General features: G+C 39.0%; 22 protein-coding genes, 1 pseudogene and 1 riboswitch (1 of these 24 only partly in view). Of the genes and pseudogenes, 9 read left to right on the top strand and 14 right to left on the bottom strand.

Annotated elements, in window-relative coordinates; all coding sequences use genetic code 11:
* The first annotated feature begins 8 nt into the window (after nucleotides 1-8).
* Nucleotides 9-1,616, top strand: a complete 1,608-nt coding sequence (locus QWY93_RS12075; RefSeq protein WP_290248512.1) for an amidohydrolase family protein — start codon at nucleotides 9-11, stop codon at nucleotides 1,614-1,616.
* 24 nt (nucleotides 1,617-1,640) lie between these two features.
* Here the strand turns inward: QWY93_RS12075 and QWY93_RS12070 are convergent, their stop codons facing one another.
* From QWY93_RS12070 to QWY93_RS12035, 8 genes and pseudogenes are all read right to left on the bottom strand, one after another.
* Nucleotides 1,641-1,862 carry a hypothetical protein gene (locus QWY93_RS12070; protein WP_290248511.1) on the bottom strand — a complete coding sequence of 74 codons (222 nt, stop codon included), beginning with the start codon at nucleotides 1,860-1,862 and terminating at the stop codon, nucleotides 1,641-1,643.
* 212 nt (nucleotides 1,863-2,074) lie between these two features.
* The gene (metG, locus tag QWY93_RS12065; protein ID WP_290248510.1) at nucleotides 2,075-4,135 is read right to left on the bottom strand and encodes a methionine--tRNA ligase; all 2,061 of its coding nucleotides are present in this window, start codon (nucleotides 4,133-4,135) and stop codon (nucleotides 2,075-2,077) included.
* Between the two features lie 184 nt (nucleotides 4,136-4,319).
* Nucleotides 4,320-5,501, bottom strand: a complete 1,182-nt coding sequence (locus QWY93_RS12060; RefSeq protein ID WP_290248509.1) for an MFS transporter — start codon at nucleotides 5,499-5,501, stop codon at nucleotides 4,320-4,322.
* 311 nt (nucleotides 5,502-5,812) lie between these two features.
* A complete protein-coding gene (locus tag QWY93_RS12055; RefSeq protein WP_290248508.1) occupies nucleotides 5,813-6,301 on the bottom strand; it encodes a DUF6691 family protein in 489 nt (162 codons plus the stop codon).
* A 16-nt stretch (nucleotides 6,302-6,317) separates the two neighbouring features.
* Nucleotides 6,318-6,898, bottom strand: a pseudogene (locus QWY93_RS12050) (YeeE/YedE family protein).
* 109 nt (nucleotides 6,899-7,007) lie between these two features.
* Nucleotides 7,008-8,429, bottom strand: coding sequence for an MBL fold metallo-hydrolase (locus QWY93_RS12045; RefSeq protein ID WP_290248507.1), 1,422 nt, complete (start codon nucleotides 8,427-8,429; stop codon nucleotides 7,008-7,010).
* Nucleotides 8,430-8,563: 134 nt separating this feature from the next.
* Nucleotides 8,564-8,875, bottom strand: coding sequence for a thioredoxin (trxA, locus tag QWY93_RS12040; RefSeq protein ID WP_290248506.1), 312 nt, complete (start codon nucleotides 8,873-8,875; stop codon nucleotides 8,564-8,566).
* A 140-nt stretch (nucleotides 8,876-9,015) separates the two neighbouring features.
* Complete coding sequence (locus tag QWY93_RS12035; protein WP_290248505.1) at nucleotides 9,016-9,819, bottom strand: sulfite exporter TauE/SafE family protein; 804 nt, start codon at nucleotides 9,817-9,819, stop codon at nucleotides 9,016-9,018.
* A gap of 182 nt (nucleotides 9,820-10,001) precedes the next feature.
* On the opposite strand from QWY93_RS12035, the gene QWY93_RS12030 reads away from it, so the two are divergent.
* Complete coding sequence (locus QWY93_RS12030) at nucleotides 10,002-10,808, top strand: universal stress protein (protein WP_290248504.1); 807 nt, start codon at nucleotides 10,002-10,004, stop codon at nucleotides 10,806-10,808.
* Nucleotides 10,809-10,824: 16 nt separating this feature from the next.
* Here QWY93_RS12030 and QWY93_RS12025 read toward each other — a convergent pair whose 3' ends face one another.
* Nucleotides 10,825-11,484: a Crp/Fnr family transcriptional regulator gene (locus QWY93_RS12025; RefSeq protein WP_290248503.1), complete on the bottom strand. Its 660-nt coding sequence runs from the start codon at nucleotides 11,482-11,484 to the stop codon at nucleotides 10,825-10,827.
* Nucleotides 11,485-11,510: 26 nt separating this feature from the next.
* Entirely contained in the window at nucleotides 11,511-12,089 is a 579-nt protein-coding gene (locus tag QWY93_RS12020; protein ID WP_290248502.1) for an acetyltransferase, read from the bottom strand.
* Between the two features lie 334 nt (nucleotides 12,090-12,423).
* On the opposite strand from QWY93_RS12020, the gene QWY93_RS12015 reads away from it, so the two are divergent.
* From QWY93_RS12015 to QWY93_RS12000, 4 genes are all read left to right on the top strand, one after another.
* Nucleotides 12,424-13,632 (top strand): Gfo/Idh/MocA family protein, encoded by a 1,209-nt coding sequence (locus QWY93_RS12015; RefSeq protein ID WP_290248501.1) that lies wholly within the window; start codon nucleotides 12,424-12,426, stop codon nucleotides 13,630-13,632.
* 1,013 nt (nucleotides 13,633-14,645) lie between these two features.
* A complete protein-coding gene (locus QWY93_RS12010) occupies nucleotides 14,646-15,326 on the top strand; it encodes an SGNH/GDSL hydrolase family protein (RefSeq protein ID WP_290248500.1) in 681 nt (226 codons plus the stop codon).
* A gap of 92 nt (nucleotides 15,327-15,418) precedes the next feature.
* Nucleotides 15,419-15,523: riboswitch (SAM riboswitch) on the top strand.
* A 154-nt stretch (nucleotides 15,524-15,677) separates the two neighbouring features.
* Complete coding sequence (locus QWY93_RS12005; protein ID WP_290248499.1) at nucleotides 15,678-16,853, top strand: trans-sulfuration enzyme family protein; 1,176 nt, start codon at nucleotides 15,678-15,680, stop codon at nucleotides 16,851-16,853.
* A 99-nt stretch (nucleotides 16,854-16,952) separates the two neighbouring features.
* On the top strand, nucleotides 16,953-18,194 hold the full coding sequence (locus tag QWY93_RS12000) for a serpin family protein (RefSeq protein WP_290248498.1): 1,242 nt from the start codon (nucleotides 16,953-16,955) through the stop codon (nucleotides 18,192-18,194).
* 31 nt (nucleotides 18,195-18,225) lie between these two features.
* On the opposite strand, the gene QWY93_RS11995 is transcribed toward QWY93_RS12000, so the two are convergent.
* Nucleotides 18,226-19,776: a beta-N-acetylhexosaminidase gene (locus tag QWY93_RS11995; protein WP_290248497.1), complete on the bottom strand. Its 1,551-nt coding sequence runs from the start codon at nucleotides 19,774-19,776 to the stop codon at nucleotides 18,226-18,228.
* Nucleotides 19,777-19,945: 169 nt separating this feature from the next.
* On the opposite strand from QWY93_RS11995, the gene QWY93_RS11990 reads away from it, so the two are divergent.
* Both QWY93_RS11990 and QWY93_RS11985 read left to right on the top strand, forming a co-directional pair.
* Nucleotides 19,946-20,206, top strand: coding sequence for a DinB family protein (locus QWY93_RS11990; RefSeq protein ID WP_290248496.1), 261 nt, complete (start codon nucleotides 19,946-19,948; stop codon nucleotides 20,204-20,206).
* 5 nt (nucleotides 20,207-20,211) lie between these two features.
* The gene (locus QWY93_RS11985) at nucleotides 20,212-20,400 is read left to right on the top strand and encodes a hypothetical protein (RefSeq protein WP_290248495.1); all 189 of its coding nucleotides are present in this window, start codon (nucleotides 20,212-20,214) and stop codon (nucleotides 20,398-20,400) included.
* Between the two features lie 235 nt (nucleotides 20,401-20,635).
* On the opposite strand, the gene QWY93_RS11980 is transcribed toward QWY93_RS11985, so the two are convergent.
* The 3 genes from QWY93_RS11980 to QWY93_RS11970 form a co-directional block, all read right to left on the bottom strand.
* Nucleotides 20,636-21,514 carry a diacylglycerol/lipid kinase family protein gene (locus QWY93_RS11980; RefSeq protein ID WP_290248494.1) on the bottom strand — a complete coding sequence of 293 codons (879 nt, stop codon included), beginning with the start codon at nucleotides 21,512-21,514 and terminating at the stop codon, nucleotides 20,636-20,638.
* A gap of 2 nt (nucleotides 21,515-21,516) precedes the next feature.
* Nucleotides 21,517-22,563, bottom strand: coding sequence for an App1 family protein phosphatidate phosphatase (locus QWY93_RS11975; RefSeq protein WP_290248493.1), 1,047 nt, complete (start codon nucleotides 22,561-22,563; stop codon nucleotides 21,517-21,519).
* A gap of 312 nt (nucleotides 22,564-22,875) precedes the next feature.
* On the bottom strand, nucleotides 22,876-23,253 hold the full coding sequence (locus QWY93_RS11970) for a DUF983 domain-containing protein (RefSeq protein WP_353959638.1): 378 nt from the start codon (nucleotides 23,251-23,253) through the stop codon (nucleotides 22,876-22,878).
* A gap of 190 nt (nucleotides 23,254-23,443) precedes the next feature.
* On the opposite strand from QWY93_RS11970, the gene QWY93_RS11965 reads away from it, so the two are divergent.
* Nucleotides 23,444-26,272 carry the 5' portion of a helix-hairpin-helix domain-containing protein gene (locus tag QWY93_RS11965; protein WP_290248491.1) on the top strand. It continues 129 nt past the right edge of the window, so 2,829 of the gene's 2,958 nt are visible here — the first part of the coding sequence; it begins with the start codon at nucleotides 23,444-23,446; its stop codon lies beyond the right edge, outside the window.

The following is a 26,272-nucleotide window of genomic DNA, read 5'->3' as shown; positions in this document are numbered from 1 at the left end:
TGAAAATCATGAAATTCGCAGACCTACATTGCCATAACCATATGCGCCCATATTTTTGGTTGGCAAGAAAAAAAAGAAAATTCACCAGAAAAGGAATGTACACGCCTTGGACGGTAATTTCATCCAACCTGAAAAATTTAAGGAATGGAAAAATGACTGCCTCTTATAGTCAGTGTGATTTGGTAAAATCCTGGAATGGAAAAGTAAGACTAACTTTCAATTCCCTTTATCCCATCGAAAAAGGCTTTTTTCAAACCCCATCCCAACCGAGTAAGGGGAGAAATAAATTGTTCAGGCAAATCGTCAGGGTAGCCACTTCCCATCAACTCCCTATCCGGGATTTACTTCAAACCATTTATATGAAAATTCCGGACATTGCTGTAGACCATTTCCAATCTCCGGAATACGATTATTGGGAAGCTATTAATGAGGAAGTGAAGTTTATGCTCACCTCAAACGGTAAATCCACTTCCAATAAAATTTATACCCCTGGATTAATTCGGCAGATCTTTGAAAGCAGGAGAAACAGGAGAAGGCTTTATCCAGATTCTATGGATGCCAAGGGTAGTTATTATATTCCAAATGACAGAGAAGAACTGAAAAACTCCCTGCAAAAAGACCAAATAACTATGGTAATAACCATAGAAGGTGCCCATGCACTTGGAACCGATAATGTACCCTTTGCCACTTTTAAAAAAAGGGTGGCCACCATCAAAAAGGAATGGCCATTTCCTGTGTTTTTCATCACTTTTGCTCATCATTTTGACAATGGATTGTGTGGGCATGCCCATAGTATCCCTGATATTGGCAAATGGCTGCTCAACCAGTCCCCGAGAAAAAATGAAGGATTCTCGCCAGAAGGCAGAAAAATCATCCGTAGATTTCTTTCGATCAATACAAATAACCATTCGGAGCCCAAATGGGGTTACCGCATCCTCATTGATGTTAAACACATGAGTGCACGAGCCAGAAGAGAGTATTATCATGATATCATCATTCCATGTATGGAAGCTGAAGACAAAGAAACCATTCCTGTAATTGCTTCCCATTGTGGGTTTTCAGGAATCAAGGATCTAAACACCCATATCGAAAAGGAAGCATTAGAGAAAGATGATTATTTCGATCCTTCCGGCTTCTTCAATGCCTGGAACATCAATATGTGTGAGGAAGACTTAAAGATAATTGTCCAATCCTCTGGATTATTTGGGCTGTCTTTTGACCAAAGAATCATTGGGGTCCCGGGACTTGCAAACAACACTCCCAATAACATTAGGGGACTTTGGAATAATATCAAAGCAGTAATCAAATCCATTTACAACAGGAATGACTTGGCGGAAAAAGAAAAAAACAATATTTGGAATTGCATCACCATAGGCACTGATTTTGAAGGACTTATCAACCCCGTTGATGATTACCCCACCGTTTTGAACTTTGAGGATTTTGAGCAAAACCTTATAGAAATTATCGAACAGGAAAGACGGGACAATAGAGGGAACCTGGATTTTATGGCACATATTCAATCCAAAGCTGATGTTACCAAAGCAGTACGAAACTTTTGCTTTGAAAACGCCAAAACCTTTGTTCTCAAACATTACCCCCGACACCCCCTTCATTGACCTATTTTTTTATTGGTCTTTCATTTACTCGTCCTTAATGGCCATCATTTTTTTTGACTGGCAACATTCTGGACAAGTTTTGACTTCATCATATTTGACCTTTGCTTTTCTTACAGCCTCTTCAGGATTATTAAATGGACCCAAATAGGTTAATTCAAGCATACCCGGCATCTGGGGACAGCCTTGTGCATGGATTTCATGCACTCCCTCCTTTTGATGAAAATTTGTTAAATAAAAGAATATCATAGTTAAAAATTAGTTAATCTCATTAATGAATCTGCAAAATTACCAGATATTAATTCAAATAAAATACCCCAATTAAGGTATTTTTTAGCCTACGAACATCAAATTCCTGTATCTAAATGAAAAATAAGATTCAACAAATCCCCCCAAACAAAAAAACACTTGCCCTTACAGGGCAAGTGTTTTTTTGTTAAGTTGATATCCTTTATTAATTACTAACTTATTTGAGATCCTGGTGCTGAGGGACCATTGGGTTGTAATAATTTCAATGCCCCATCTTTATCCTCGGCCATCAATATCATACCTTCAGAGTCAATCCCCATCATTTTTCGCGGAGCCAAATTGATCAACATGGTCACCTGTTTTCCTACAAGATCTTTAGGGTCATAGTGCTCAGAAATCCCACTCAAAACAGTTCTTTTTCCTAAACCAGTGTCAACGGTCAATTTTAGTAACTTCTTGGATTTCTTGATTTTTTCGGCTTCCAAAATAGTTACCACCCTCAAATCCAGCTTGGTAAAATCCTCAAATACAATGGTATCTTTTTCCTCAGGGACTTCCGCCTTGGCCAATTCATTTTGTCTTTTTGCCTCCAACAATTTATTTACCTGAGCTTCCACCATTTTATCTTCTATTTTCTCAAACAATAGTGCCGCTTTTCCAATGGTATCACCACCCTGGATCAAGTCATCCCTACTGGCATCTGCCCATTTAAATTGGTCAATTTGAAGCATTTTGGCCAATTTTTCTGCCGTAAAAGGTAAAAATGGCTGGGAGACTATTCCTATGTTAGCCGCAATATTCAAAGCGATATTAAGAACAGTTCCTGTTCTTTCTTTATCTTCTTTGATGGACTTCCATGGTTCTGTATCTGCAAGGTATTTATTCCCCATTCTGGCAAATTCCATCACCATACTTAAGGCTTCCCGAAACCTGAATTTTTCAATTGAACTGGCTATTTTTTCCGGATACCCTTTCATTGATTTCAAAACCTCCTGGTCATAAGGTGACAACTCTCCCCTTTGGGGAACCACACCCTCAAAATATTTATGGGTCAGGACAACTGCCCTATTGACAAAATTCCCATAAATGGCCACTAACTCCGAATTATTGCGGGATTGGAAATCCCTCCAGGTAAAATCATTGTCCTTGGTTTCAGGAGCATTAGCTGTCAGCACGTACCTTAATACATCTTGCTTTCCAGGAAAATCTTTCAAATATTCATGCAACCAAACAGCCCAATTTCTAGAAGTGGAAATCTTCTCCCCTTCCAAATTCAAAAATTCATTGGCTGGGATATTGTCAGGAAGAACAAACTCCCCATGGGTTTTCAAAATAGCAGGGAATATGATGCAATGGAAAACAATATTATCCTTTCCAATAAAGTGGACCAATTTGGTATCCTTGTCTTTCCAATAGGGTTCCCAATCGACCCCCTTGGCAGCTGCCCATTCTTTAGTAGAAGAAATATATCCAATAGGAGCATCAAACCATACATACAATACTTTCCCTTCGGCACCCTCCAATGGTACGGGAACACCCCATTTCATATCCCGGGTCATTGATCTTGCTTGAAGACCATCTCCGGTTTCTAACCAGGACCTACACTGCCCCAACACATTATTCTTCCAATCATCTTTATGATCTTCAAGAATCCATTTTTTCAGGAAATCAGTATAACGTGCCAGATCCAGGAACCAGTGTTTGGTTTCTTTTAACACCGGAACATTCCCACTTAGTTTAGACCGGGGGTTGATCAGATCTGTAGGGTTTAAAGAAGTTCCGCATTTTTCACATTGGTCCCCATAAGCATCCTCATAGCCACATTTAGGACATGTCCCTTCAATATATCTGTCAGCTAAAAACTGTTGCGCCTCCTCATCAAAATATTGCTCCGTGGTTTGCTCCACGAACTCCCCCTTTTCATACAAATCTTTAAAAAATTGAGTAGCTGTATCATGATGAATAGGGGCAGAAGTCCGGGAATAATGATCAAAACTGATCCCAAATTCCTCAAAACTTGACTTCATGATGGAATGGTACCTATCCACTATTTCCTGCGGAGAAACCCCTTCCTTTTGGGCTTTGATGGTGATGGCTACTCCATGCTCATCAGAACCTCCAATGTAAATCACATCCTTATCCAAAGATCTTAGATAGCGGACATAAATATCAGAAGGAATGTAACATCCTGCCAAGTGCCCAATATGTAATGGACCATTTGCATAAGGCAAAGCAGAAGTAATGGTAAATCGCTTAAAATCTTTTTTGCTCATAGGCTGCAAATATAGGGAAAAATGAGGTTTTAAGGTCAATTCCTCCCTTTGATTTGAAATTCTATCTAACTGGGATGGCCCAAGCCCAAAATCATTATATAGTCTCCTAAAATCATAGATTTTCCCCCATCAATTCCCGTAATCCATAATTGAAACCTTACTTTATTTTCCTCAAACCATTTTATTAGGAAGCTGTGGATTGTTGCTTTTTCGGAGAACTGTGGTGCTCACCAAAAACATCCAATTGGATACTGACGAGCAAAGAAATACATATTCCCATGACAGCGATAACAGCAAAAGAAATCTGAAGATCAAACAGTTCCGCTATGAAACCTATCAAAGGTGGCCCTAACAAAAACCCAAAAAAGGCAATAGTAGACACCAATGCCAATGCTATTCCCGGACTAAACATTTGTGATCTACCAGCTATACTGTAGGACAAAGGAATGACAGAAGCGGTTCCAAAACCTACCAGCAAAAATCCAATAATGACGGTTTCCAAGACTGGAATTGTAACTACCAAAATCAAACCCGCTCCTATCAATGCCCCACTAATGCGAAGCATTACAATTTTCCCCCAAAGATTGGAAAGGGCATCTGAGATAAAGCGCCCCGAAGCCATGGCTCCCATAAATGCTACATAGCCCAAAGGAACCAGGTTTTCGGGTGGGGCTACCACCTTTTTAAGATAAACCCCGCTCCAGTCAAACATACATCCTTCACACATCATTCCAAAAAAACCTATCATCCCTATCCTTAACAAAAGGGCATCCGGCTTCCTTAAAATAAGACCTCCCCCATCGCTTTCTTTTTCTTCCTTAAATAAAAATGGCTGAGCGGCCAATAAAATGGCAAGCATAATCCCACTTACCACCCAATAATGCTGAAGAGGTGACCATTTTAACTGGATCATCAATGCTCCCAACCCTGCACCTGCAAAACCGGCAAAGCTCCATAATCCATGGAAGGAGGCTAAAATATTTCTAGCATAACCATCCTCCACATCTAAAGCCTGAGTATTGAGGGAAATGTTCATAATATTACCTATCATTCCAAATACAACCACAGTCATGGCCAACTGAAAAATACTTTGGGTAAACCCCAGAGTGACCAAAAAAATGGCATAGGCAATACTGGCACTAATAATCACAATTCGGCTTCCAAAGTGGTGAACGGCCCAACCTGCCAAAGGCAAGGCAATTAGGGACCCCACAGGCATCCCCAATAAAAGGGATCCTAATTCACCTTCACTCAACCCAAATTGCTGCTGAAAATCCGGAATCCTGGATGCCCAGGAGGAAAAACAAAATCCTGCCAAAAAAAACAGGCCGCTGAGTGCAATTCTTCGCTTTCTTAATAACTGCATTCTACAATAGGAATAGGTTTGTTTTACAAAGTAAGGGACTTTTTGGCCACAAATGGTCACTTTAGGAAAGGAAAAAATAAATGAACCAATTTTCGTAATATTATTTTCAAATTCCGACCAGATTAATTTTAAAGAATAGCTATCATTGCAGAATATTTATAAATATTATTATGGAATTTATCATTGTTGGAATCACCCTTTTTCTAGCTATTTTATTGATTAGAGCAGTTTACAAGAAAGTATTTAAGTAAAAAAAATAGTCCTCGCCAATGAAGGACTATTTATTGGTATAATATTTCCAAGTCATTAATTTAATGGGGCAGTTTATCAGAAAACTTCCCATAAACCCAGGTTCCGGCCACAGCACTTAATAAAGTAACGGCCACAACGGTAAATCCCGCCCCAACTTGTGCAAACAAAGGACCAGGGCAAGCACCTGTCAGAGCCCAGCCCAGGCCAAATATGAATCCACCAAAGATTTGGCCTTTATCGAATACCTTATCTTTTATTTTTATGGGTTCTCCGTTAAGTGACTTGATTTTCCATTTTTTAATAATAAACACAGACAGCATGCCAACAGCTACGGCAGAGCCGATTACCCCATACATAAAAAAGGACTGCAACCTGAACATTTCTTGAATCCTAAACCAGGATATCACTTCAGATTTCACCAAAACAATACCAAAAAACACTCCCACAAAGAGGTATTTTAGCAATTCGGGTTGAAAACCTTTTTCCTTAACCGCATTGGGCTGCCCTAATTTTTCACTAAACTTTTTTTCTTTTTCTATAACATTCATAATATTCCTCCCGATTTTAAAATCCAGCTATTTTCATTAAATGGGGTAAAAGCAAATGAGTCATTGCAAAACCTCCCAACATAAAGAAAATGGTTGCTACAACTGAGGGCCATTGCAAATTACTGATCCCCATAATGGCATGGCCTGAGGTGCAGCCCCCTGCATAACGGGTTCCAAAACCTATCATAAAGCCTCCCAAAACAAAAAATATTAATCCTTTTACTGAAAACAGGTTATTCCAGGAAAAATTTCTGCTGGCAATAAATTTTGATACTGACTAATACCAAGTAAAGCTAAATCTTCCTGGGTACTTTGAGCAACCACTACCGCTTCCGGGTCTGCCAGGAAATTCCCCGCTATTATTCCTCCCATCAAAATACCTGAAACAAATAAGATGTTCCAAATCTCTTTTTTCCAATCATAGCTGAAAAAGGGAATTTTAGCCGGAACACAGGCCGCACAAATATGCTTTAATGAAGAACTCACTCCAAAGGTTTTATTTCCCAATATTAGCAGCACAGGGACAGTCAAGCCCAAAAGCGGCCCCGCTACATACCATGGCCACGGTTGGCTTATCCATTCAATTAATCTCTCCATAATCTCCTCAAATTTTCCTCAACAAAGGTTCAGGTTATATTTTCATTTATTAATTATCACAACAAATCCTTGAACTAATTCGTTTAGGTGAACTTTTTACTCAACTCTATTATAGTTGGGAACTGGGGCATGTATAATCCGTCAATTCAAATTTTCCTGAGGATTTTATCCCTTTAAATCCTCCATCGATATCAATTATTCGATCATAGCCCCTGGCTTTCATAATAGAACTGAAAATCATAGAGCGATAACCACTTGCACAATGTACATAATAGGTTTTATCTTTTTCTATATTGTCCATATGCTCATTGATATAATCTAATGGACTATTAATAGCCCCAACCACATGTTCACTATCGTACTCACTGCCTTTTCTGACATCCAGGACCTGAATATCAGGATCACTTTCTTTTCTATTTGCCAATTCATCCACAGAAATGGAGGTAATGGAATCAATTTCTTTACCGGTTTTTTTCCATGTTTCAAAGCCTCCTTCCAAGTAGCCTAGCGCATGATCATACCCTACCCTGGCCAAACGGGTAATAACTTCCTCTTCCCTTCCTTCTTCTGCTATGACCAATATTTCTTTATTTACATCTGGTATCAAGGTACCTACCCAAACCGCAAAATTTCCATCAATTCCAATATTAATAGAATTAGGAATAAAACCTTTAGCAAATTCCTGAGGTGCCCTGGTATCCAATAAAACAGCACCGGTCTGATTTGCTAATGCTTCAAACTCCTCGGGTTTTAGAGGATGTTCTCCACGGTGTAATACCTCATCTATACTCTCATATCCCTGGATATTTAGTTTTACATTTTGAGGAAAATAACTTGGAGGAGGAGTAAGGCCTTCAGTAACTTTTTTGATAAAGGTACTTTTATCCATCTCCTGCAGGGCATAATTGGTCTTTTTCTGATTACCCAAAGTATCAGAAGTTTCTTTACTCATATTTTTTCCACAAGCACTACCCGCACCATGGGCTGGATATACTACAAGATCATCGGAAAGAGGCATGATTTTATTCCTTAGGGAATCATATAAATGCCCAGCTAATTTTTCCTGGGTTAGAGACTCATCCACTTTTTGGGCCAAATCCGGTCGGCCTACATCTCCAATAAAGAGGGTATCTCCAGTAAAAAGAGCTTTTTCCTTTCCTTCTTCATCAATTAATAAATAACAGGTACTTTCCATGGTGTGGCCTGGAGTATGAATGACTTTAATGGTGGCCCCACCAACCTTAAACTCCTGCCCGTCCTTGGCGATAACTGCATCAAATCCCAAATGGACATTGGTTGGTCCAAAAACAATTGTAGCTCCTGTTTTTGCTGCCAAATCCTTGTGCCCAGAGACAAAATCTGCATGAAAATGAGTTTCCAGCACATATTTTATTTTTGCATTTCTCCTTTTGGCTTTCTGGATATAAGGATTCACCTCCCTTAAGGGATCAATAATTACCGCTTCATTGTCTGATTCAATATAATAGGCACCTTGTGAAAGACACCCTGTATAAATTTGTTCAATTTTCATCTCAATTTTTTTTATTTTCATTGACAAAATTAAATCTACTTTTTCTCCGGGAATAGGACTTTTATCACATAAGCAGTCCGCCCCACTTTTTCCGCGCACCATTTCCAAACCTATTCAACCAAATGTTAAAGAATTTAAGCACTGGTTTTGGAATAATGACTTTCAATAGTGGTCAACAGTTCCTGAACAGAAGGCACACCTGACTTCCGCCATAACTGGGTTCCTTTTTGGAACAGGATGAGGGTGGGAATTCCCCGAATTTGAAACTGACTCGCTGCAGCAGGATTCTTATCCACATCAACTTTGATAACCTTTACTTTATTTCCCACCTGGCCAACCACCTCCTTTAAAATAGGCGGCATTGCTTTGCAGGGTCCACACCAAGTGGCAAAGAAGTCAACCAACACCAATTGATCTCCCGATATTAATTCTTTAAATGTTTTCACTTTTTATTCTTTTTTATCACCTATTATTAATTTAATGTACGTAAGAGAGGGATTTACCGCTGTAATTTTCATCACACAAACTCCAAATCTTTAATCTAAAAACCATCAAGCTGATTTTTCATGCATCTAAAACGCCCCATTTAAACTAAAATAATTTCATTTATCAGGATGTAAAATCCCATCACCAAAACAAACCATCCAAATGCTTTTTTAAGGGCCTTTTCATCAATCATTTTTGACAGGCCACTCCCCAAAAATATCCCTATTATAGAAAGAGAAGTAAATAGTAGCAGAAAGCCCCAATTGATAGGTTGGTTGGAAATATCACCGGTAAACCCAATAAGGGATTTGGCCGCTATGATCAATAAAGAGGTGCCTACAGCAATCTTCATGGGAAGTTTGGCCAATAACACCAAAGCGGGTATGATCAAAAAACCTCCACCTGCCCCAACAATTCCAGTTATTCCACCCACTACAAATCCTTCAAGGCCAATAAGAGGCAAATTAAATTTCGTAGGACCAGATGCATGCTGAATCTGATGGCCGTTCTTGATCATAGATATGGCCGCTGCTAACATGATAAGGGCAAAAAATATCATTACCCCTTTATCATTGGTCAAATCATATCCTTTAAATGATAATAAAATTTCAGGTAACGCAGGAACAACAAATTTCCGGGTCAAAAAAACTGCTATAAAGGATGGGACCGCAAAAACTATCGCGGCACGATAAGAGACAATTCCTCTTTTCATAAAAGAAAAAGACCCTACAACTGAAGTACTTCCTACTACAAAAAGGCTATAAGCCGTGGCTAAAATAGGATCAACCCTAAATAAATACACCAATACAGGTACGGTCAAAATAGAACCTCCCCCTCCAATCAGACCTAAACTAATACCAATAAAAATAGAAGCCAAGTACCCCAAAACTGTAATTGTTTCCATTGAATTCCTATTTAAATGTTTTTACAAAACTAAGACTGGCATTTCCTGGAAGTGGTGACTTTTGTTACACAACCAGAAAAACCCAAAATACTTTCCATTGGCCAGCTTCTTATGAATCCAATTCCTTTTTTGAAAAAAATTGGGATTCTGGTTATATTCTATTGGCTTCTAAATAAGAAAACATGAATTTACTGTTGGTCACCGATTTTTCTAAACATTCAAAAAATGCTATCCGATTTGCAATGGATATGGGGCAAGCTTATAATGCAAAAATAACGCTACTTTTCACTTATTCCTCTGTTTATGGTTTTTCAGTTCAGGTGGAAGCGTATGAAAAATTGATAGAGAAAAAAGCCAAAAAATGGCTTAAAAAAATTCAAAAAAAAGGCCTTAAAAAAGGCCTAACGATAGGGTATAAAATTAGAAAAGGAAATATTAAAAATGCCACGCAACAAATAACCAAGAAACAAAGTTTTGAACTCATCATTTTACCCGGCCCCATCACAAAAAAGCCATGGGATTATTTTTGGCCGGGAGAAAAAGTTGAATTAATAAACTCATGTTCTTCACCCATTCTTGTCCTACCCCCAAACAAAAGCTTTTTGGGTTTAAAGACAATTGAGGTGGTAATCAGTAAAAACAATCAAAACCTACCTATTTGGGAGCAAATGATTGAACTAACAAAAGGGTTTAGACTTCCCTACAGGCTTTTATTTCTCGGAAATAAGGTGAAAGCTAAAAGCAAAACCTCCCCTTCCAAAACATTAGACTTCCTAAAACAACATTTTCCCAATCAACAATTTTCCTGGAAAGTAGGGAAAAAATCTGCAAACAAAAATGACCTTTTAAAACTCCCGGAGCAGAAGTCAAAATCATTAATAGTTTATTTCACCAAAGCCAAACCAACCCTTTTCTCTTTTATTAACTTAAGTATTGCTTCAAAAATGGCCATAAGAACCAAGGTCCCATTATTAATCATGAAAAATTAATCTAACGACTCACCAATCAGGACTTTCCTACTAAATCTTCAAAATTATCCCTCATAAATATTTTATTTCGCCCCAGTTCAATCCATTTCTTTTTTTCCAATTGTTTTAGCAGCCTTGAAACAACCTCCCTGGAAGTACCTAACTCTTGTGCGATTTCCTGATGTGTTATTTGAAGCTCATTGCTACTCAGCTGTTTCCTTTTGGCCTGAAGATAACGAACCAGCCTTTGGTCCATTTTTAGAAATGCCACTGCATCCAAAGCTTCCAGCATTTCCTGAAACCTTTGTTGATAGGTTTGGGCAACAAAATCTTTCCATTGCCGGTATTGCTCCAGCAATTGCTCGTGATAACGAATCGGAATGGACAGAACAAGGGAATCCTCCTCCGCAACCGCTTTAATTTCACTGGGTTGTAAAGAATTGCAACAGGTAAGGGACAAGGCGCAGGTTTGTCCAGAATTAAGGTAATACAAAAATAATTCCCTGCCTTCATCATCCAAACGCAGCACTTTGATAGCGCCTTCCAAAATAATCGGCACCATTTTAATAAACTTCCCAGGTTCTATAATAGCTTGCCCCGCTTTTAATTGGACCAGGGAGCCCTTAGCCAATAAATCTTCCAGCAACCTGATATCTGTAATCCCAGGGACTTTTGCTTTTAACTCCTCAATACTCATTTGATATACCTTTACAATAACTTAATTCACGACCCATAAACTATCTCCCCGTCCAACACGTCCCTTAACACCGTAGCCCCTGCTCCTACCACACAATTTTCCCCGATTTTTATACCCGGCAAAACCGTACAACCTGCACCAATAAGGCTACCTATTCCCACAATTACGCCACCACAAAGAGTGGCATGAGGAGCAATATGGGAAAAATCTCCTATTAGGCAATCATGATCAACCACTGCTGCTGTATTGACAATCACATGTTTTCCTATTTCGGTATGAGGTTGGACGATGGCTCCTGCCATTATTACCGTGCCTTCACCAAAGTTGGAATATTCACTTACCCAGGAAAAAGAATGGGCCACTTTGGAATAGAAAACCTTCTTTCCAAGTTTTAAGACCACTTTTTCCCTGATCTTATTATCTCCGATAGCCACCAGCATTTGACTTTTTGGGGCAATATCAAAATTTTCAGGTGTTGAAACGGGATATTTGAGGCACTCTTTAATTTCAGGATTATCATCTAATACCCCATTTATTTCTATCCCTTTACTTTCCACAGCTGCAATTACTGCTTTTGCATGCCCAGAAGCACCCATTATATACATATGACCTGTTTTTTCCTCTTACAATATATTAAGTAATCCAAAATAAGCCCCCTTTTTAATCCTTCATATGAAAAACGCTTAGTTTAACTTGAATTCTGAATGGTTATTTTGCAAAGTCAAATTTACTTATTATAAAATCAGTTTTCGTAAAATTGCTCCAGCGAGCTTTGGGATTTAAAACCATTACTTCCAATTGAATTTTGTGGCCAGCCACAAATTTTCCCTCCGAATCAAAGCTTAATCCCTTTTTCGGCCCGCTCAAATAGCCCTGATTTTTTTTCTTTCCTCCAAAAGTTTACATTTGGTCATCAATTTACAAAACCCAAAACGCCCCATGAAAAGAAGGGATTTTATAAAAACCGGTGGTTTAGCACTGGGAAGCTCAATCTTCCCTTACCCTATTATCAATGCCTTTTCATCTCAAGAAAATGATCAACCCATAAAAATAGGTATTATTGGTTGTGGTGATAGGGGAAAAGGCATCATGCACGTCATGAAAGGATTACCTGGGAAATATGAGATCACCGCTATATGTGACATAATGGATTTCAGGCTGGCAGAAACAAAGAAAACTTTTCCGGACATCAGCATGAAATCCTATAAAAATTATGAGCAATTATTAAATGATTCCAACGTAGATGCAGTGGTCATTGCTACTCCTTTAAATATGCACTTTGCTCCTGCAAAATACGCCCTACAAGCTGGCAAACATGTTTATCTGGAAAAAACAATGACTTACAATATCCCGGAAGCATTTGAATTGGTTAAAATCGCTCAAGCCAACCCTCACCTCACCCTGCAGGTGGGCCACCAATACCGGTACACTCCTTTATATTATAAGGTAAGGGATATGATCCGATCCGGTTATTTGGGTAAAATCACTCAAATTGATTCACGTTGGGACAGAAACTGGAATTGGAGAAGGCCGGTCCCTGATCCCTCCTTGGAGAAAATAATCAACTGGAGGATGTATAAGGAGTTTTCAGGAGGCTTGCCTGCTGAATTACTATCTCACCAAATCGACTTTATCAATTGGGCTTTTGAAACCCACCCTGACTTAATAATGGGCACGGGTGGAATAGACAATTACAAAGACGGGAGAACTACCTATGACAATGTCCAGCTCATTCTCCGATATGAGAAAGAAGATATGATTGGCAATTTTGGATCCACCTGCAGCAATGCCAGGGAAGGTTACTCCTTTAGCATTAAAGGAACTGAAGGAACGGTGGAGCTCTTAATGAATGAGGGCTATTTCTACCCAGAGGAGGATAAAATGGAGGAGCTGGGAATTGTGGATGGTGTTTCTGGAGCAACCAAGCTCACCTGGAAAGAAGGCAGAGGTATTCCCATATTGGAAGAAAAAACCAAAGAGGGAACCTGGTACGCCCTGGACGATTTTTTTAAATCTATTCATACTTCCACAAAACCTGCATCCAATGTTATCAGTGGAGCAACAACTGCATTCTGTATTCATTTGGCCAACCAGTCGAGCTTTAATAAAACCATTGAAAACTGGAAACCTGAATTTAATTTAGGATAAGGTTAAGATAGACTAATCTTATTGGGACTACACAAAAGAATCACAGGGTCCCCTGTGATTCTTTTGTGTTTTAAACACTCTGATTATTCTGGATTTTATGTGTTTATGCCATCAAATAATGGTTACAGACTTATACTTGGCCCTAATTCTCCCGTGGATTATTGGTTTTATGCTTGATCAAATCATAAACCGAAAAATAATTCCATGCCCATTTTCCTTGCCCTTTTTTATAATGGACCTGAAGGGAAAAAACATGATTTTATCAAAAGAGGCAACCTATCTCTAACTTGAAGCAGACCAGAAACACCTATTGGCTAAAATTCAGGTGCCCGAAAAATTTTAATCAGTGAAATCAAATAGTTGAAAAAGTGTCAATTTCACTTTTATTTTTTAGTGGACTTTCCGAAAGAATTAGGGAAAATGATATACCATTTTGATGTTTTTTCGTTAGAGTATAAAATGGTTCATTTTTGGAAGACAAAAAAAAAGAGGAATCTTTAGAAGATTCCTCGAATGGGTTTATTCTAACTGACTAACAGCCGTATATATTTTGGAAAAAAGGACGCCGATCCTCTTTTTTTGAACCAAAACTTCTTTAAACATAGTGATAATAATTTTTAATTCAATAAAATATTAACAAAAATCCCCTAAACCAATTTAAATGTCACTACACACAAAAATGAATTCCTCAGTATTATATAAGGCAAAACTCCTAATTTAAGAAACATTAACAACATCATTAACCATATTTAACCCAATTAATAAAATGATCACTAAGTTTCTTTCCTGTTTTCAACCCTTCTATTTTTTTTAATTTTTATTCAAAAAAAAAAATTCGGCAGGTGAAAAAATTGACATTTTATTAACAAAACCCCTGAAAAAGTGTATTTTAAACACTTATTACACTAAATATTTTCCTTTTTCAAAACTTTTGCAGGTACCACAAAAATCAATTGATCATAAGGATCTCCATTTTTTTTCATAAATTCCCATCAATTAACGGGTTAAATCAAATGAAGTATTTATCAAAACAGTCTTGTTTCAAAATATTTTTAACGGTAATTCTTTTGGCTGGAATTTCCATTTCAGGAAACACTCAAGAAGTATCTGGCAAATTCCAGGAAGAAGTCCAACAAATTGTCCAAAAAAACCCCATTCCAAAGCAAGGCCCACCAGTCTATCTTTTTACAGGAAGTTCCAGTATCCGGATGTGGAAAGATCTTTCCTCCTATTTTCCGGAAATTGAAACCATTAACACAGGATTTGGAGGGTCTCAGACATTTGAACTTCTTCATTATTCCCAGGAATTGATCCTCCAATACCAACCCAAAAAAATATTTATTTATGAAGGGGATAATGATATTGCCGCAGGAAAAAAACCAATGACCATATTAAAAACCACTAAAAAGCTGGTAACAAAAATCCATCAACAATTACCTGATGCCCATATTATCCTGATAAGCCCGAAACCCAGCTTGGCAAGATGGCACCTACAAGAGGAATACCAAAATCTCAACCGCCTACTGGAGATATATTGTCAAAAGCAGAAACAGGTATCCTTTGCCAATGTTTGGAACATCATGTTGGATGAAAATGGTCAACCAAAGGAGGATATTTTTATTGAGGATGGATTACACATGAATGCCAAAGGGTATGATTTATGGGCTAAGGTTTTGAAAGAATTTATCCCATAAATGTTACCTTATTTTTATAGATACCGTTCTGCATTTTCAAAAATTTGGATTTCCCATTACCCTACCTTTACTTTGCAAGACCCAAAGGAACTGATTTATACAGAAGAGGTGAGAGAACAGGCTTGTTGACCCTCTGGCAACCATCCTCAGCGGCGAAAAGGTGCCAAATCCTGCCCGAAAATAGGGGACTATAAGTTAGATGAAATGAGAACACTTACTTTGACACCGATTATTTTTATTAACAAACCCGAAGAAATATATTTACCTCTCCATTTCGGGATGCATTTTTACGAAACCCTAAAAGGGGAAACTCAATATTTAAACAGAATTTAACACTGCAAGAATAATAATATGTCCGAAAAACATTTTGAAACCCAGGCAGTAAGAATTGCTTCCTCCAAAACCAATCAAAGGGAGCATTCCTCACCTATCTTCATGACTTCAAGTTTTACCTTTGATAGTGCAGAAGAAGCTCGGCAGATGTTTGCTGAAGAAATCCCAGGAAACATCTATTCAAGGTATGCCAATCCCAACAGCACTGACCTTATAGAAAAAGTATGTGCAGTAGAAGGTACAGAAGACGGCATTGCCACTGGTTCTGGCATGGCTGCCATGTTTGCAACCATGGCTTCTATATTGGAACAAGGGGATCATATTCTGGCTTCCAGAGCCCTATTTGGCTCCACTCACCAACTGCTTACCGGAATATTCCCTAAATGGGGCATCAGCTCGACTTATGGGGACATTTCCGATATCGCCAATTGGGAAAAATTGCTTCAGCCGAATACCAAAATGATATTCATTGAAACCCCTTCCAATCCCGGTCTGGAAATCATTGACCTGGAATGGATTGCTGCTTTTGCTAAAGCTCATAACCTTATTTTGGCTGTGGACAATTGCTTTGCTACCCCTTATTTACAACAACCTGCCAAATGGGGTGCGGACCTCGTAGCCCACAGTGCTACCAAATATATTGATGGACAAGGTAGGGTTTTGGGTGGACTGATCCTTGGTAAGGAAGAATTAATCCAAAAGGTCCGTTATTTTACCCGGCATACAGGACCATCAATTTCACCCTTCAATGCATGGATCCTTTCCCGAAGTATGGAAACCCTAGCTGTGAGAATGGAAAGACACTGTGAAAATGCATTGAAAGTGGCTACCTATTTTGAAAACAATCCTCATTTGGAATCTGTCAAATATCCATTCCTGAAAAGCCACCCTCAATATGAATTGGCAAAAAAACAAATGAGGCTGGGCGGAGGCATCATTACCCTGACCTTAAAAGGAGGAATTGAAAGGGCAAAAAGGTTTATTGACCAATTGGAACTAATTACCGTGACGGCAAACCTTGGAGATACCAGAAGCATCATTACCCACCCCGCTTCTACTACCCATAGCAAGTTGACGGAGGAAGAAAGGGAAAGGGTTGGGATTTTACCTGGCCTAATCAGAGTTTCAACAGGTTTGGAACATCCTGATGACATTATTGGGGATATAGAAAGAGCCCTTGAAAAATCCAAATAATCATTTAAACCCCTTTGGAAACTTGATCACCAAAGGGGCTTTTTTTTTGTCGCACTTTGTCCATTTTTTTCGTCTAGATCATAACAAAAGCCCTTTACCATGAAATACACCTATTATTCCATCTTGACTCTTTTCTTTCTATTGGTTTCTTGCGTGGATGAAAGTCCCAATAAAGGGGAAATTACTCCCAATTTGAGGGCATTAGAGGAAACTGAAAAAAAACTGGTAAATGCCGGCACAGCATTTTCCGTCAGGTTATTTCAACAACTCAGTAAAGAAGAAGGGAACCTATTTTTCAGCCCTTTCAGTATCCATCAGGCATTGTCTATGGCCATGAATGGCAATAAGGAAGAATTGCTCGAAGAATATCTGGAAACACTTCATTTTGATAATATATCGCTCGAAGATGCCAATTTGGCCAACCAAGGACTCACTAAATTCCTTAAGGATGTGGATCCAAATGTAAAGATTAACATTGCCAATAGTATTTGGTATCAAGAGGGACTGGATTTAAAATCCCAATTTCAAGAAACCCTTCAAATGCAATACCTGGCTACTATTAGCAGCCTGGATATGCAATCCCCGGGCTCCAAAGAAATTATTAATCAGTGGGTGGACGATCAAACGGAGGGATTAATTCAAGACTTAATTGACCAGGTTGATCCTGCTGCTGTCATGTATTTGATCAACGCCATTTATTATTATGGCGATTGGAAATACCAATTTGATCCCCAAAACACCACCGAACAACCTTTTCACATTTCTTCCTCGCAAACTACGCCGGTTGAAATGATGCGGTTGGAGGAAGCTACGACATTAAAGACATACCAAGCAAACGGGTTCAAATATTTAGAAATCCCCTATAGTACAGGGCAATATATCATGGGAGTATTATTGCCAGATGCCTTTAACTTGGAAGAAGCAAAAAGCAATTTCAATTTGAATAATCTTCATGCCTGGCGGGAAGAAGCAAAAGAAGGTAATATCAAGCTGGAAATGCCCAAATTCAAAATGAAAATCAAAATCCAAAACTTAAAAGAAGACCTAATTGAAATGGGGCTAAGCACCCCTTTTCAGCAAGATCCAAGAAATTTCACAGAAATATTTGAAACCCCAACAGAACCCCTAAAAATAAGCCGGGTAATTCACGAAGCATTAATTGAGGTAGATGAAAAAGGAACAGAAGCAGCTGCTGCCACAGCTGTAGAGGTAGTGGTGACTTCTGTTCCAGCAGAACCACCTGTAATTCGACTGGACAGGCCATTTGTATTTTTCATTCAAGAAAAACACAGTGGAACCATCCTCTTCATGGGTGTTCTTAAAGACCCTTCCAAACTTTAAACTCTCATTCCCGAGGCTCTAAACCCCTGGCCTATTTTTTTAATAAATTGGATGAGTAATAATCCACTTCCAAGGCTTCCAGTCTATTCAGGTGTTTTTTAAGCCTTTTCCTGTACTCTCCCCAATTCCGCTTTTCGTTTCTAGTCCAGCCCACTTCCGCTATTCCTAATAATCGTGGAAAAACCATGTATTCCAATTCATCCATATTAGTAATGGTTTCGGTCCAAAGGGGAGCTTCAACTCCTATTATTTCATCTTTGCCGATCCCCTCTATAAGCTCAGAAGGTTCCCAGAGATAAGCGCTGTCCAACTCAATAAAACCTGCCCAATGTAATCCCAAATGGGTAGTGGAATCATATTGCATATCCAAATAGGTTTTCCAGGCCGGGCTCATTATTATTTTTACTCCTTGGTCTGCCCCAAGCTTTGCATTCTCTGGATTGGACCAAAACTGAACCAAAGACTCAGGCCTCAGAGCTGCCTGGGCCACCTCATCCCAGCCAATCATATTTTTCCCATAAGAATTGACCGCATCCTGTACCTGTTCAATAAAGAGGATATAATCTCCCAACTCAGTAGCATGAGCTTCATCACCTCCAATATGGATGTAGGGCCCCGGAGTGATTGCTGAAATTTCCCGGACCACATCATCCACAAATTGATAGGTTATTTCTTCGGTTAAACATAAAGAGCTAAACCCAACCTGGGTTTTAGTATAATTTTCACGGGCTTTCCCATCGCAGTTAAGCTCTGGATAGGAAGCCAGTGCTGCATGTGTATGGCCAGGCATATCGATTTCAGGGACAATGGTAATGTACCTTTCCAGTGCATATTGTACAATCTCTTTATATTCATTTTGGGTATAAAATCCACCTACTCCACCACCAACCTCTGTACTTCCGCCAATAAGGGTAAGCTTTGGCCATGATTTGACCTCTATCCTCCAGCCTTGATCATCTGTAAGGTGCAAATGCAAAAAATTGATCTTATATAAAGCCAAAATATCAATATACCTTTTCAATTCTTCCTTCTCAAAAAAATGTCTGGCCACATCCAGCATGGTTCCCCTGTAAGCATATTCTGGCTTATCAACGATTAAGCCAGACGGGATCTCCCAGGAGGTCCAAAACCAACCTTTGGATTCAATATTATTTGGCAATAACTGCCTGATGGTTTGGATCCCATGAAAAATCCCTGCTGGAGTATTTGCACTTAATGAGATAAATTCCGGTTTAATTTCAAGACGGTAGCCCTCGTCCCCCAACTTGGGGTCACTTTCCAACTCAAGGGAAATAAACCCGCTTTTCCTTGTAGTATCATAGGGTACAATTTCCAATTCAAACCCGGTTGAGGGCCGGACCAAATTAACCAAATAATTCCCCATCCGCTGCAATTCCTTATTATTCTCCTGAATCAGGATTTGTGTATCATCCCCTAAGGTGAACTTTCCTTCCCCTTCTTTAACCAAATTGGGCAACGGAATTAATGGTGCTTCCGTAATTGTAGGGTGTGAGGTACAAGCCACTATGCCCAATAATAAATAACCCCACCATATTTTCATTTTGATAACCAGTCTATTCATAATCATCCGAACTTTCAGAATTAAACTAACCCTAGCTCAAATATATTAATATAAGCTTTATAAGGGGAAGATGAGGGCCTTCAACCATAACAAAGCTTAAAAAACACCTTTACACCCCAACATTTAAAATCTATGGGATTATATTTAACCTTTGAAAAATATCAACATCATGAACATTAACAACATTATACAAACTCGTAAGAATTTTATCAATCTAATCAGTGACCTGGACATTGACCAATTAAACCAAATACCTGAAGGTTATAATAACAATATCATCTGGAATTTTGGGCATATCATCGTCACTCAACAACTACTCTGCAACAAGTTTTCAGGCCTTCCTTTATTAATTGATGAGGATATTTTGGATGCATTTAGAAAAGGGAGCAAGCCTGAAAAAAAATCAGCAGTGAAGTCCTGGAAAAGCTAAAATCCATGGCCATTGCTAACCTGGAAGCATTAAAGGAGGATTTGGAAAAAAATAAGTTTTCAGAATACCATCCCTATACCACCAGTTTTGGAATAAGAGTAAACAATATTTCGGAAGCCATTGCATTTGATGCCATGCATGAGGCTATGCACTTAGGATATGTTATGGCCCAAAAAAGAGCTTTACTTTCTTAAAAATCAATTGGAGCTGAAAAATCAAAACATTCAGCTCCTTTCCTCGATTTTTCATCTTTTTTCATTTGGAATAATGCAGCCTATTGGAGGATAAAAAAGAACCATATTATTTATTGATTTTTTTTAAATCCAATAACCAAAAAAACATTTTCAATTGGCCAATAACTCAATTAAAAATAGACTTAAAAGCTTGATTGGCCTTTATTATAAAATCACCAGTACCGGACAGCTCATTTTAGTTCTTAATTAAACTAAAAAAGTGGACCTTCTGCTTTTCACATATAACGTGAACAAATTCGGTTTCCGGCATCACCTCTCCATCAATCTGAAAATCGGCTCCATCATAATTCTTGATTTCTACCTCATGGCCCGACCAAATTTTGGTAATAGGGGAATCGGAAAGCTCACCACGAAACAAATCCAGGGAAAGCCCAACCAAATCCTCCAAGCCATCTGGGTTCAAGGCAATTACCTCCAAGTATCCATCATCCATTTTGCCCTGAGGGTTAATATTTGCTCCGGTACCATAATAACTCCCATTGGCAATAACCACCATTTTAGCTTCTATTTTGATCTTTTTATGATCAATATTCACTTCAAACCGATAAGGCCTCATTTCAAAAAATTGTGAAAGTGTACTTTTGAAATAAGACATCATCCCCCTCTGTGTCTGGTTGGAAAATTTTTTCACCAACCCTGCATTAAACCCAAAATCACTCAAATGCAAAGAGATTTCGCCATTGATTCTCAATAAATCCATGGCCATAACCTTATCTTTTTTCACAGCATAAATAGCATCAGAAACTCCATGTATGCCCAAACAGGTGGCCAAGCCATTGGCTGATCCTAAGGGAATGATGCCCAAAGGAATGGATGTCTCCAAAATAGCACTGACTACCATTTTTACGGTTCCATCTCCCCCTCCGATCAAAATTCCATCCCATGAGGATTCATCAACAATTGACTTTATTTTTTCACAATCATTGTCTCCCGTTGTTTCCCATATGGTGAGTTCTATTCCATGGAGATTTCCCTTGATCCAATCTTTAATATCATTCCTGTCGATATCCCCCCCGGATATTGGGTTTAAAATACATAAAAACTGCTTAGCCATAATCATGAATGGATTAGTGAATTGCTTTTGGCATGGCGAATAGCTTCCTCCGTAGAACTAACAAAAACCATCTCTGGTGAATCTGGAGAATTATTGATTTGCTTCAACAATATCTTTCTAGCCTCATTCATTTCCTTTTTGACCTGCCGGATATAAACTGACAAAACCCTTCCGGGGTAATCCTTAATGACCTGGGCATAAAGCTCCGGGTCGTGCTGCCCGCTATCCCCAATTAATATGAATTTCATCCCTGGATACAGATCGAACAACAATTCGATTTTTTCAAGTTTATGTTGGTGGTCCCCACCACCGGATTTCCAAATATTTTTTAGGTTGACATGAAAATCCTTTAATAATAATGGGCCATCAGGTATTTTTCTATAATTCAAAAAATCCCGAATCAAGTCATATAGGTTCCAGTCACTACTGGAAACATAAAAAACTGGATTTTTCCCCCCTTCAGTAAGCAAATGATAGAACTCACTTACCCCTGGAAACGGTCTTCGGGTATAAGCGTTTTTGGAAATGGACAACCAAAGCTTTTTACCCAAAACAGTCGCATTGGAAATCAAAATGGTATCATCTATATCGGAAATAATTCCCCGATGGTGCTGTTCTTCGTATTGCCTTACGGGAATAAAGGTCCAGTTTTTTTCGGGAGTCAGGCCCTCTTCAGGGATTAATTTAAAACCTACCTTATGCTTTTCATTTTCCTTATAATGGACCGAATCAAAAACACAATCTATTATCCCCTCCTCATCACTTTCTACAACTTTCTTCACCCCCAAATAGGAAATTTCCACCTTGGCATCAGGCACACTGCTTCCAGCATACCGCCTCAAAGCGCCCAAAATATTTTGGAAATAATTTTTTCTTGCAGAAGGTTTACTCTGTTTGTAAGCCTCGATCACTCTCCCCTTAACATAAATATGCCTTTTATTCCCAAAAGCATATAGCGGCTCTATTTTGATTTCACCCAATTTACCAACGGCTTTTTTCACCTTGGAAAATGTGTACCTTACCGGAAGTGTCAGAATTCTGAAAATCATGGATCAATTAAAATTTTTTTCACCAATCCTCCTAAGGTCATTCCAAAACTTGACCTTTATTCATTTCATCAAGCTTTCCTACCCAAAAAGGTTAGATTTACCTATCTAAATTTAACCTTTATTTTGAAAATACCAGATCAGTAAACAATTGATTATTAACAATTAAAAAAAACACCTTATTGTCATCGCCTCTAAGTTACGCTATCCTTATAATATAGCCCATTTCCCCTGCTCTAAAGCTTAAGCCATCATCATCAGCCCAAGCATATACCTAATGAATTTAAAAAGATTGTTTCTTGTACTTCTAAAAACTCATTGATTAAGATTGGGGTCAAACTTGATTTTCCCGGCTGCATACAAATACAAGACTTTTGAGTACCTGAGCATCAATGGCAGGAATAAAACATTGGTCCCGGCAACAGAACTAATATAAACCAAAATGCCTGGGTCGCCAAAGACAAAATTCAGGACAACCATGACACAGATAAACAATGCTACTGACAAAGCATAGCTCACATACATAGCACCATAGAAAAAATCTGGCTCTGGTTCCAGAACTACCTTACAATGAGGACAGGTTGAATTGACTGCCGAAAGCTTTCTAAAACTTAATAATGTAACCGGAAAAAGGCTCCCCTTCCGGCATCTGGGGCATTTTGCTGTCAAAATAGCAGCCAACTTACTTTTCATATCCATCCTGATTTCAGGATACAAATATAATAAAAAATCACCTTTCTGCCTGAAAACTTGAAAATCCCCTTACTTTCCTAACCCGGCCCTTTCTTCTTGTCCATTATTTAATTTTTGTTTAAATTACAAACATTAAAATGTTTATAAAACAAACACATCTACCCTGATTACTTAATGATTTTCCAGTGTCATGTTTCTTAATTGTCATTCCTACTTCAGTTTCAAGTATGGCACCATGTCCATCCAACAATTGATAAAAGAGGCTCAATCTAACGAGTTAAAAACCTTTGCCCTGACAGATATCAACTGTACCGCCGGTGTCTTCCCCTTTCTTCAAGAGATGAAAAAGGAACATATGCACCCGGTAATTGGAATTGACTTCAGGAACGGCACCCAACAGCAGTATATTGGACTTGCCAGAAACCATCATGGCTTTTTTTCCCTCAACCAACACCTTTCTTTTTACAAAAAGAAAAAAAAACCATTTCAGGACCGGGCACCTGAATGGCCACATTGTGCGGTCATCTACCCATTTCCAAAGGACTACTTCCCGCTTAGAAATGGAGAATACCTGGGGCTAGCCCCATCCCAGATCAAAAAGGCCTTACTTTCAAAATGGAAAGACCAAAAGGAAAAGTGGGTTCTGTTACAGCCCGTCACCTTTTGCTCCCAATTATCTTTCAATATTCACCGGCTATTGCGGTCTATGGACCTGAACACTTTGCTTAGCAAGCTTCCTGTATCAGAACAAGGACAAAATACCGACCGTTTTACAAGCAAAAAAGAGCTTCTCAAAAAATGTGATGGAGCAGAATGGCTGCTGGAAAACACTTTGGACTTATTATATGGCTGCAACTTTTACCAAGGCTATTTACCAGTGGAAAACAGGAAGGAAATCATAGGTTCGGAAGTAGAAGATTACCGAAAACTCCGTGATGAAACCTTTAAAGGTGCCCTAAAGCGATATGGTCAGCTCTCGGAAATTCAAATTCAACGCATCCACAAAGAGTTGGACATCATCCAGCAAAAAAACTTTGTTTCCTATTTTCTTATCAATTTTGACCTAGTCACCTATGCCAGAAAAAAAGGCTTCTACTATGTCGGAAGGGGAAGTGGAGCCAACAGCATGGTTGCCTATTGCCTTTACATTACGGATGTTGATCCATTAGAGCTTGATTTATATTTTGAACGATTTATCAATCTATACAGAAAAAACCCTCCTGATTTTGACATTGATTTTTCCTGGAAAGACCGGGACGAAATCATCGAATATATTTTCAACAAATACAACTCCCCTGAAAATGAACATGTTTGCCTTCTGGCCACGCACACCACATTCCAGATGAACCTGGCCATCCGGGAACTGGGAAAGGTATTTGGGATGCCTAAGACGGATATCGAAGCCCTGATTCAATATGCCGTTCAGCCCGGAAAATACATTCCGGACAAATTAGGGAAATTGGTGTTGAAATATGGACAGTTGATCCAGGGTATGCCCAGCCATTTGAGCATCCATGCGGGAGGAATCCTCATATCCCAGCATCCCATCCATTATTATACAGCCACTGAAATTCCCCCCAAAGGCTATCCCATTTCCCATTTTGACATGGTGGTGGCCGAGGAGATTGGCTTTTCAAAATTTGACATTCTCAGCCAAAGGGGCCTGGGACATATTAGGGACACCTTGGAAATCATCCAAGAAAACCAGGGAAAGACCATTGATATTCATCAGGTAGCCACTTTTAAACAGGATACAAAAATAAAAGAACACCTCAGAAAAGGTAGGACCATAGGGGCTTTTTATGTGGAATCCCCTGCCATGAGGGTACTATTGGCCAAACTCAAGACCCAGGAATACCTGGAATTGGTGGCTGCAAGCTCCATTATCAGGCCTGGGGTGGCCAGAAGCGGCATGATGCGGGAATATGTTTACCGGCACCGCACCCCCTCAGAGAGAAAAAAAAGAGCCAATCCGGTATTATACGAACTCATGCCAGAAACCTATGGGATCATGGTATATCAGGAGGATGTCATCAAGGTGGCCCACCATTTTGCAGGCTTGTCCTTTGATGAAGCAGACATCCTGCGAAGGGGTATGAGTGGCAAGTTCAGGTCAAGGGAAGAATTTGAGCGTGTCAAAGAAAGTTTCTTCAAAAAATCAAAAGCTAAAGGCCGAGGTGACAATATCACTAGGGAAGTCTGGCACCAAATAGAGAGCTTTGCGGGTTATTCTTTCGCAAAAGGACACTCCGCGTCCTTCGCAGTGGAGAGCTATCAAAGCCTATTCCTTAAAGCCCATTATCCTTTGGAGTTTATGGTTGGGGTGATCAACAATTTTGGTGGGTTTTACAGAACTGAGTTTTACATCCATGAACTCCGAATGAATGGAGCTGACGTACAGCCTCCTCATATCAATGAAAGCAATTACCTAACAAAAATTGTTGGCAAAACGGTTTATCTGGGTTTTATTCACCTGAAGTATCTGCAAAAGGAAATCGCAGAAGCCATCCTCCGTCAAAGGGAAGTGGGAGGGCCTTTTTCAAGCATTAATGATTTGATAAACCGGGTTCATATCAGCTTAGAGCAATTACTAATCCTGATCCGCATAGACGCCTTCAGGTTTCTCCCAAAAAGTAAGCAAGCATTGCTTTGGGAAGCCCATTTTATATTGCACAAGCAAAACAACCGAAAGCCTTCTCCACAATTATTCGGTCAGGTCCAATACAAAGACCTTAAAATCCCCAGTTTGGAGCAAAATGACCCCAGAGAAGACATCTTGGACCAATTAGACATTTTAGAATTTCCATTGGCTCCGCCTTTTTTATTGTTAAAAAATCCAGATATCCCCACAATAAAGGCGCAAGATTTTAAAAAATTCATTAATCGGCAAGTACAAATCATCGGTTACCTGGTCACAGCAAAATTCACCAGGACCATCAAAATGGAAACCATGATTTTTGGTACTTTCTTGGATAAAGAAGGGGATTGGATTGATACAGTTCATTTTCCACCAGTAGTA

The sequence above is a fragment of the Echinicola jeungdonensis genome, from assembly GCF_030409905.1.
GTDB classification, from domain to species: domain Bacteria; phylum Bacteroidota; class Bacteroidia; order Cytophagales; family Cyclobacteriaceae; genus Echinicola; species Echinicola jeungdonensis.
Note: the sequence above shows the minus strand (reverse complement) of the source record. Positions and strands in the feature narration are given on the sequence as shown.

Excerpts from the sequence above, each read along its gene's own strand:
- QWY93_RS12075 (WP_290248512.1), top strand. The coding sequence starts at position 9 with ATGAAATTCGCAGACCTACATTGCCATAACCATATGCGCCCATATTTT.
- QWY93_RS12070 (WP_290248511.1), bottom strand. The coding sequence starts at position 1,862 with ATGATATTCTTTTATTTAACAAATTTTCATCAAAAGGAGGGAGTGCAT.
- metG (WP_290248510.1), bottom strand. The coding sequence starts at position 4,135 with ATGAGCAAAAAAGATTTTAAGCGATTTACCATTACTTCTGCTTTGCCT.
- QWY93_RS12060 (WP_290248509.1), bottom strand. The coding sequence starts at position 5,501 with ATGCAGTTATTAAGAAAGCGAAGAATTGCACTCAGCGGCCTGTTTTTT.
- QWY93_RS12055 (WP_290248508.1), bottom strand. The coding sequence starts at position 6,301 with ATGAATGTTATAGAAAAAGAAAAAAAGTTTAGTGAAAAATTAGGGCAG.
- QWY93_RS12045 (WP_290248507.1), bottom strand. The coding sequence starts at position 8,429 with ATGAAAATTGAACAAATTTATACAGGGTGTCTTTCACAAGGTGCCTAT.
- QWY93_RS12035 (WP_290248505.1), bottom strand. The coding sequence starts at position 9,819 with ATGGAAACAATTACAGTTTTGGGGTACTTGGCTTCTATTTTTATTGGT.
- QWY93_RS12030 (WP_290248504.1), top strand. The coding sequence starts at position 10,002 with ATGAATTTACTGTTGGTCACCGATTTTTCTAAACATTCAAAAAATGCT.
- QWY93_RS12025 (WP_290248503.1), bottom strand. The coding sequence starts at position 11,484 with ATGAGTATTGAGGAGTTAAAAGCAAAAGTCCCTGGGATTACAGATATC.
- QWY93_RS12020 (WP_290248502.1), bottom strand. The coding sequence starts at position 12,089 with ATGTATATAATGGGTGCTTCTGGGCATGCAAAAGCAGTAATTGCAGCT.
- QWY93_RS12015 (WP_290248501.1), top strand. The coding sequence starts at position 12,424 with ATGAAAAGAAGGGATTTTATAAAAACCGGTGGTTTAGCACTGGGAAGC.
- QWY93_RS12010 (WP_290248500.1), top strand. The coding sequence starts at position 14,646 with ATGAAGTATTTATCAAAACAGTCTTGTTTCAAAATATTTTTAACGGTA.
- QWY93_RS12005 (WP_290248499.1), top strand. The coding sequence starts at position 15,678 with ATGTCCGAAAAACATTTTGAAACCCAGGCAGTAAGAATTGCTTCCTCC.
- QWY93_RS12000 (WP_290248498.1), top strand. The coding sequence starts at position 16,953 with ATGAAATACACCTATTATTCCATCTTGACTCTTTTCTTTCTATTGGTT.
- QWY93_RS11995 (WP_290248497.1), bottom strand. The coding sequence starts at position 19,776 with ATGAATAGACTGGTTATCAAAATGAAAATATGGTGGGGTTATTTATTA.
- QWY93_RS11990 (WP_290248496.1), top strand. The coding sequence starts at position 19,946 with ATGAACATTAACAACATTATACAAACTCGTAAGAATTTTATCAATCTA.
- QWY93_RS11985 (WP_290248495.1), top strand. The coding sequence starts at position 20,212 with ATGGCCATTGCTAACCTGGAAGCATTAAAGGAGGATTTGGAAAAAAAT.
- QWY93_RS11980 (WP_290248494.1), bottom strand. The coding sequence starts at position 21,514 with ATGGCTAAGCAGTTTTTATGTATTTTAAACCCAATATCCGGGGGGGAT.
- QWY93_RS11975 (WP_290248493.1), bottom strand. The coding sequence starts at position 22,563 with ATGATTTTCAGAATTCTGACACTTCCGGTAAGGTACACATTTTCCAAG.
- QWY93_RS11970 (WP_353959638.1), bottom strand. The coding sequence starts at position 23,253 with ATGAAAAGTAAGTTGGCTGCTATTTTGACAGCAAAATGCCCCAGATGC.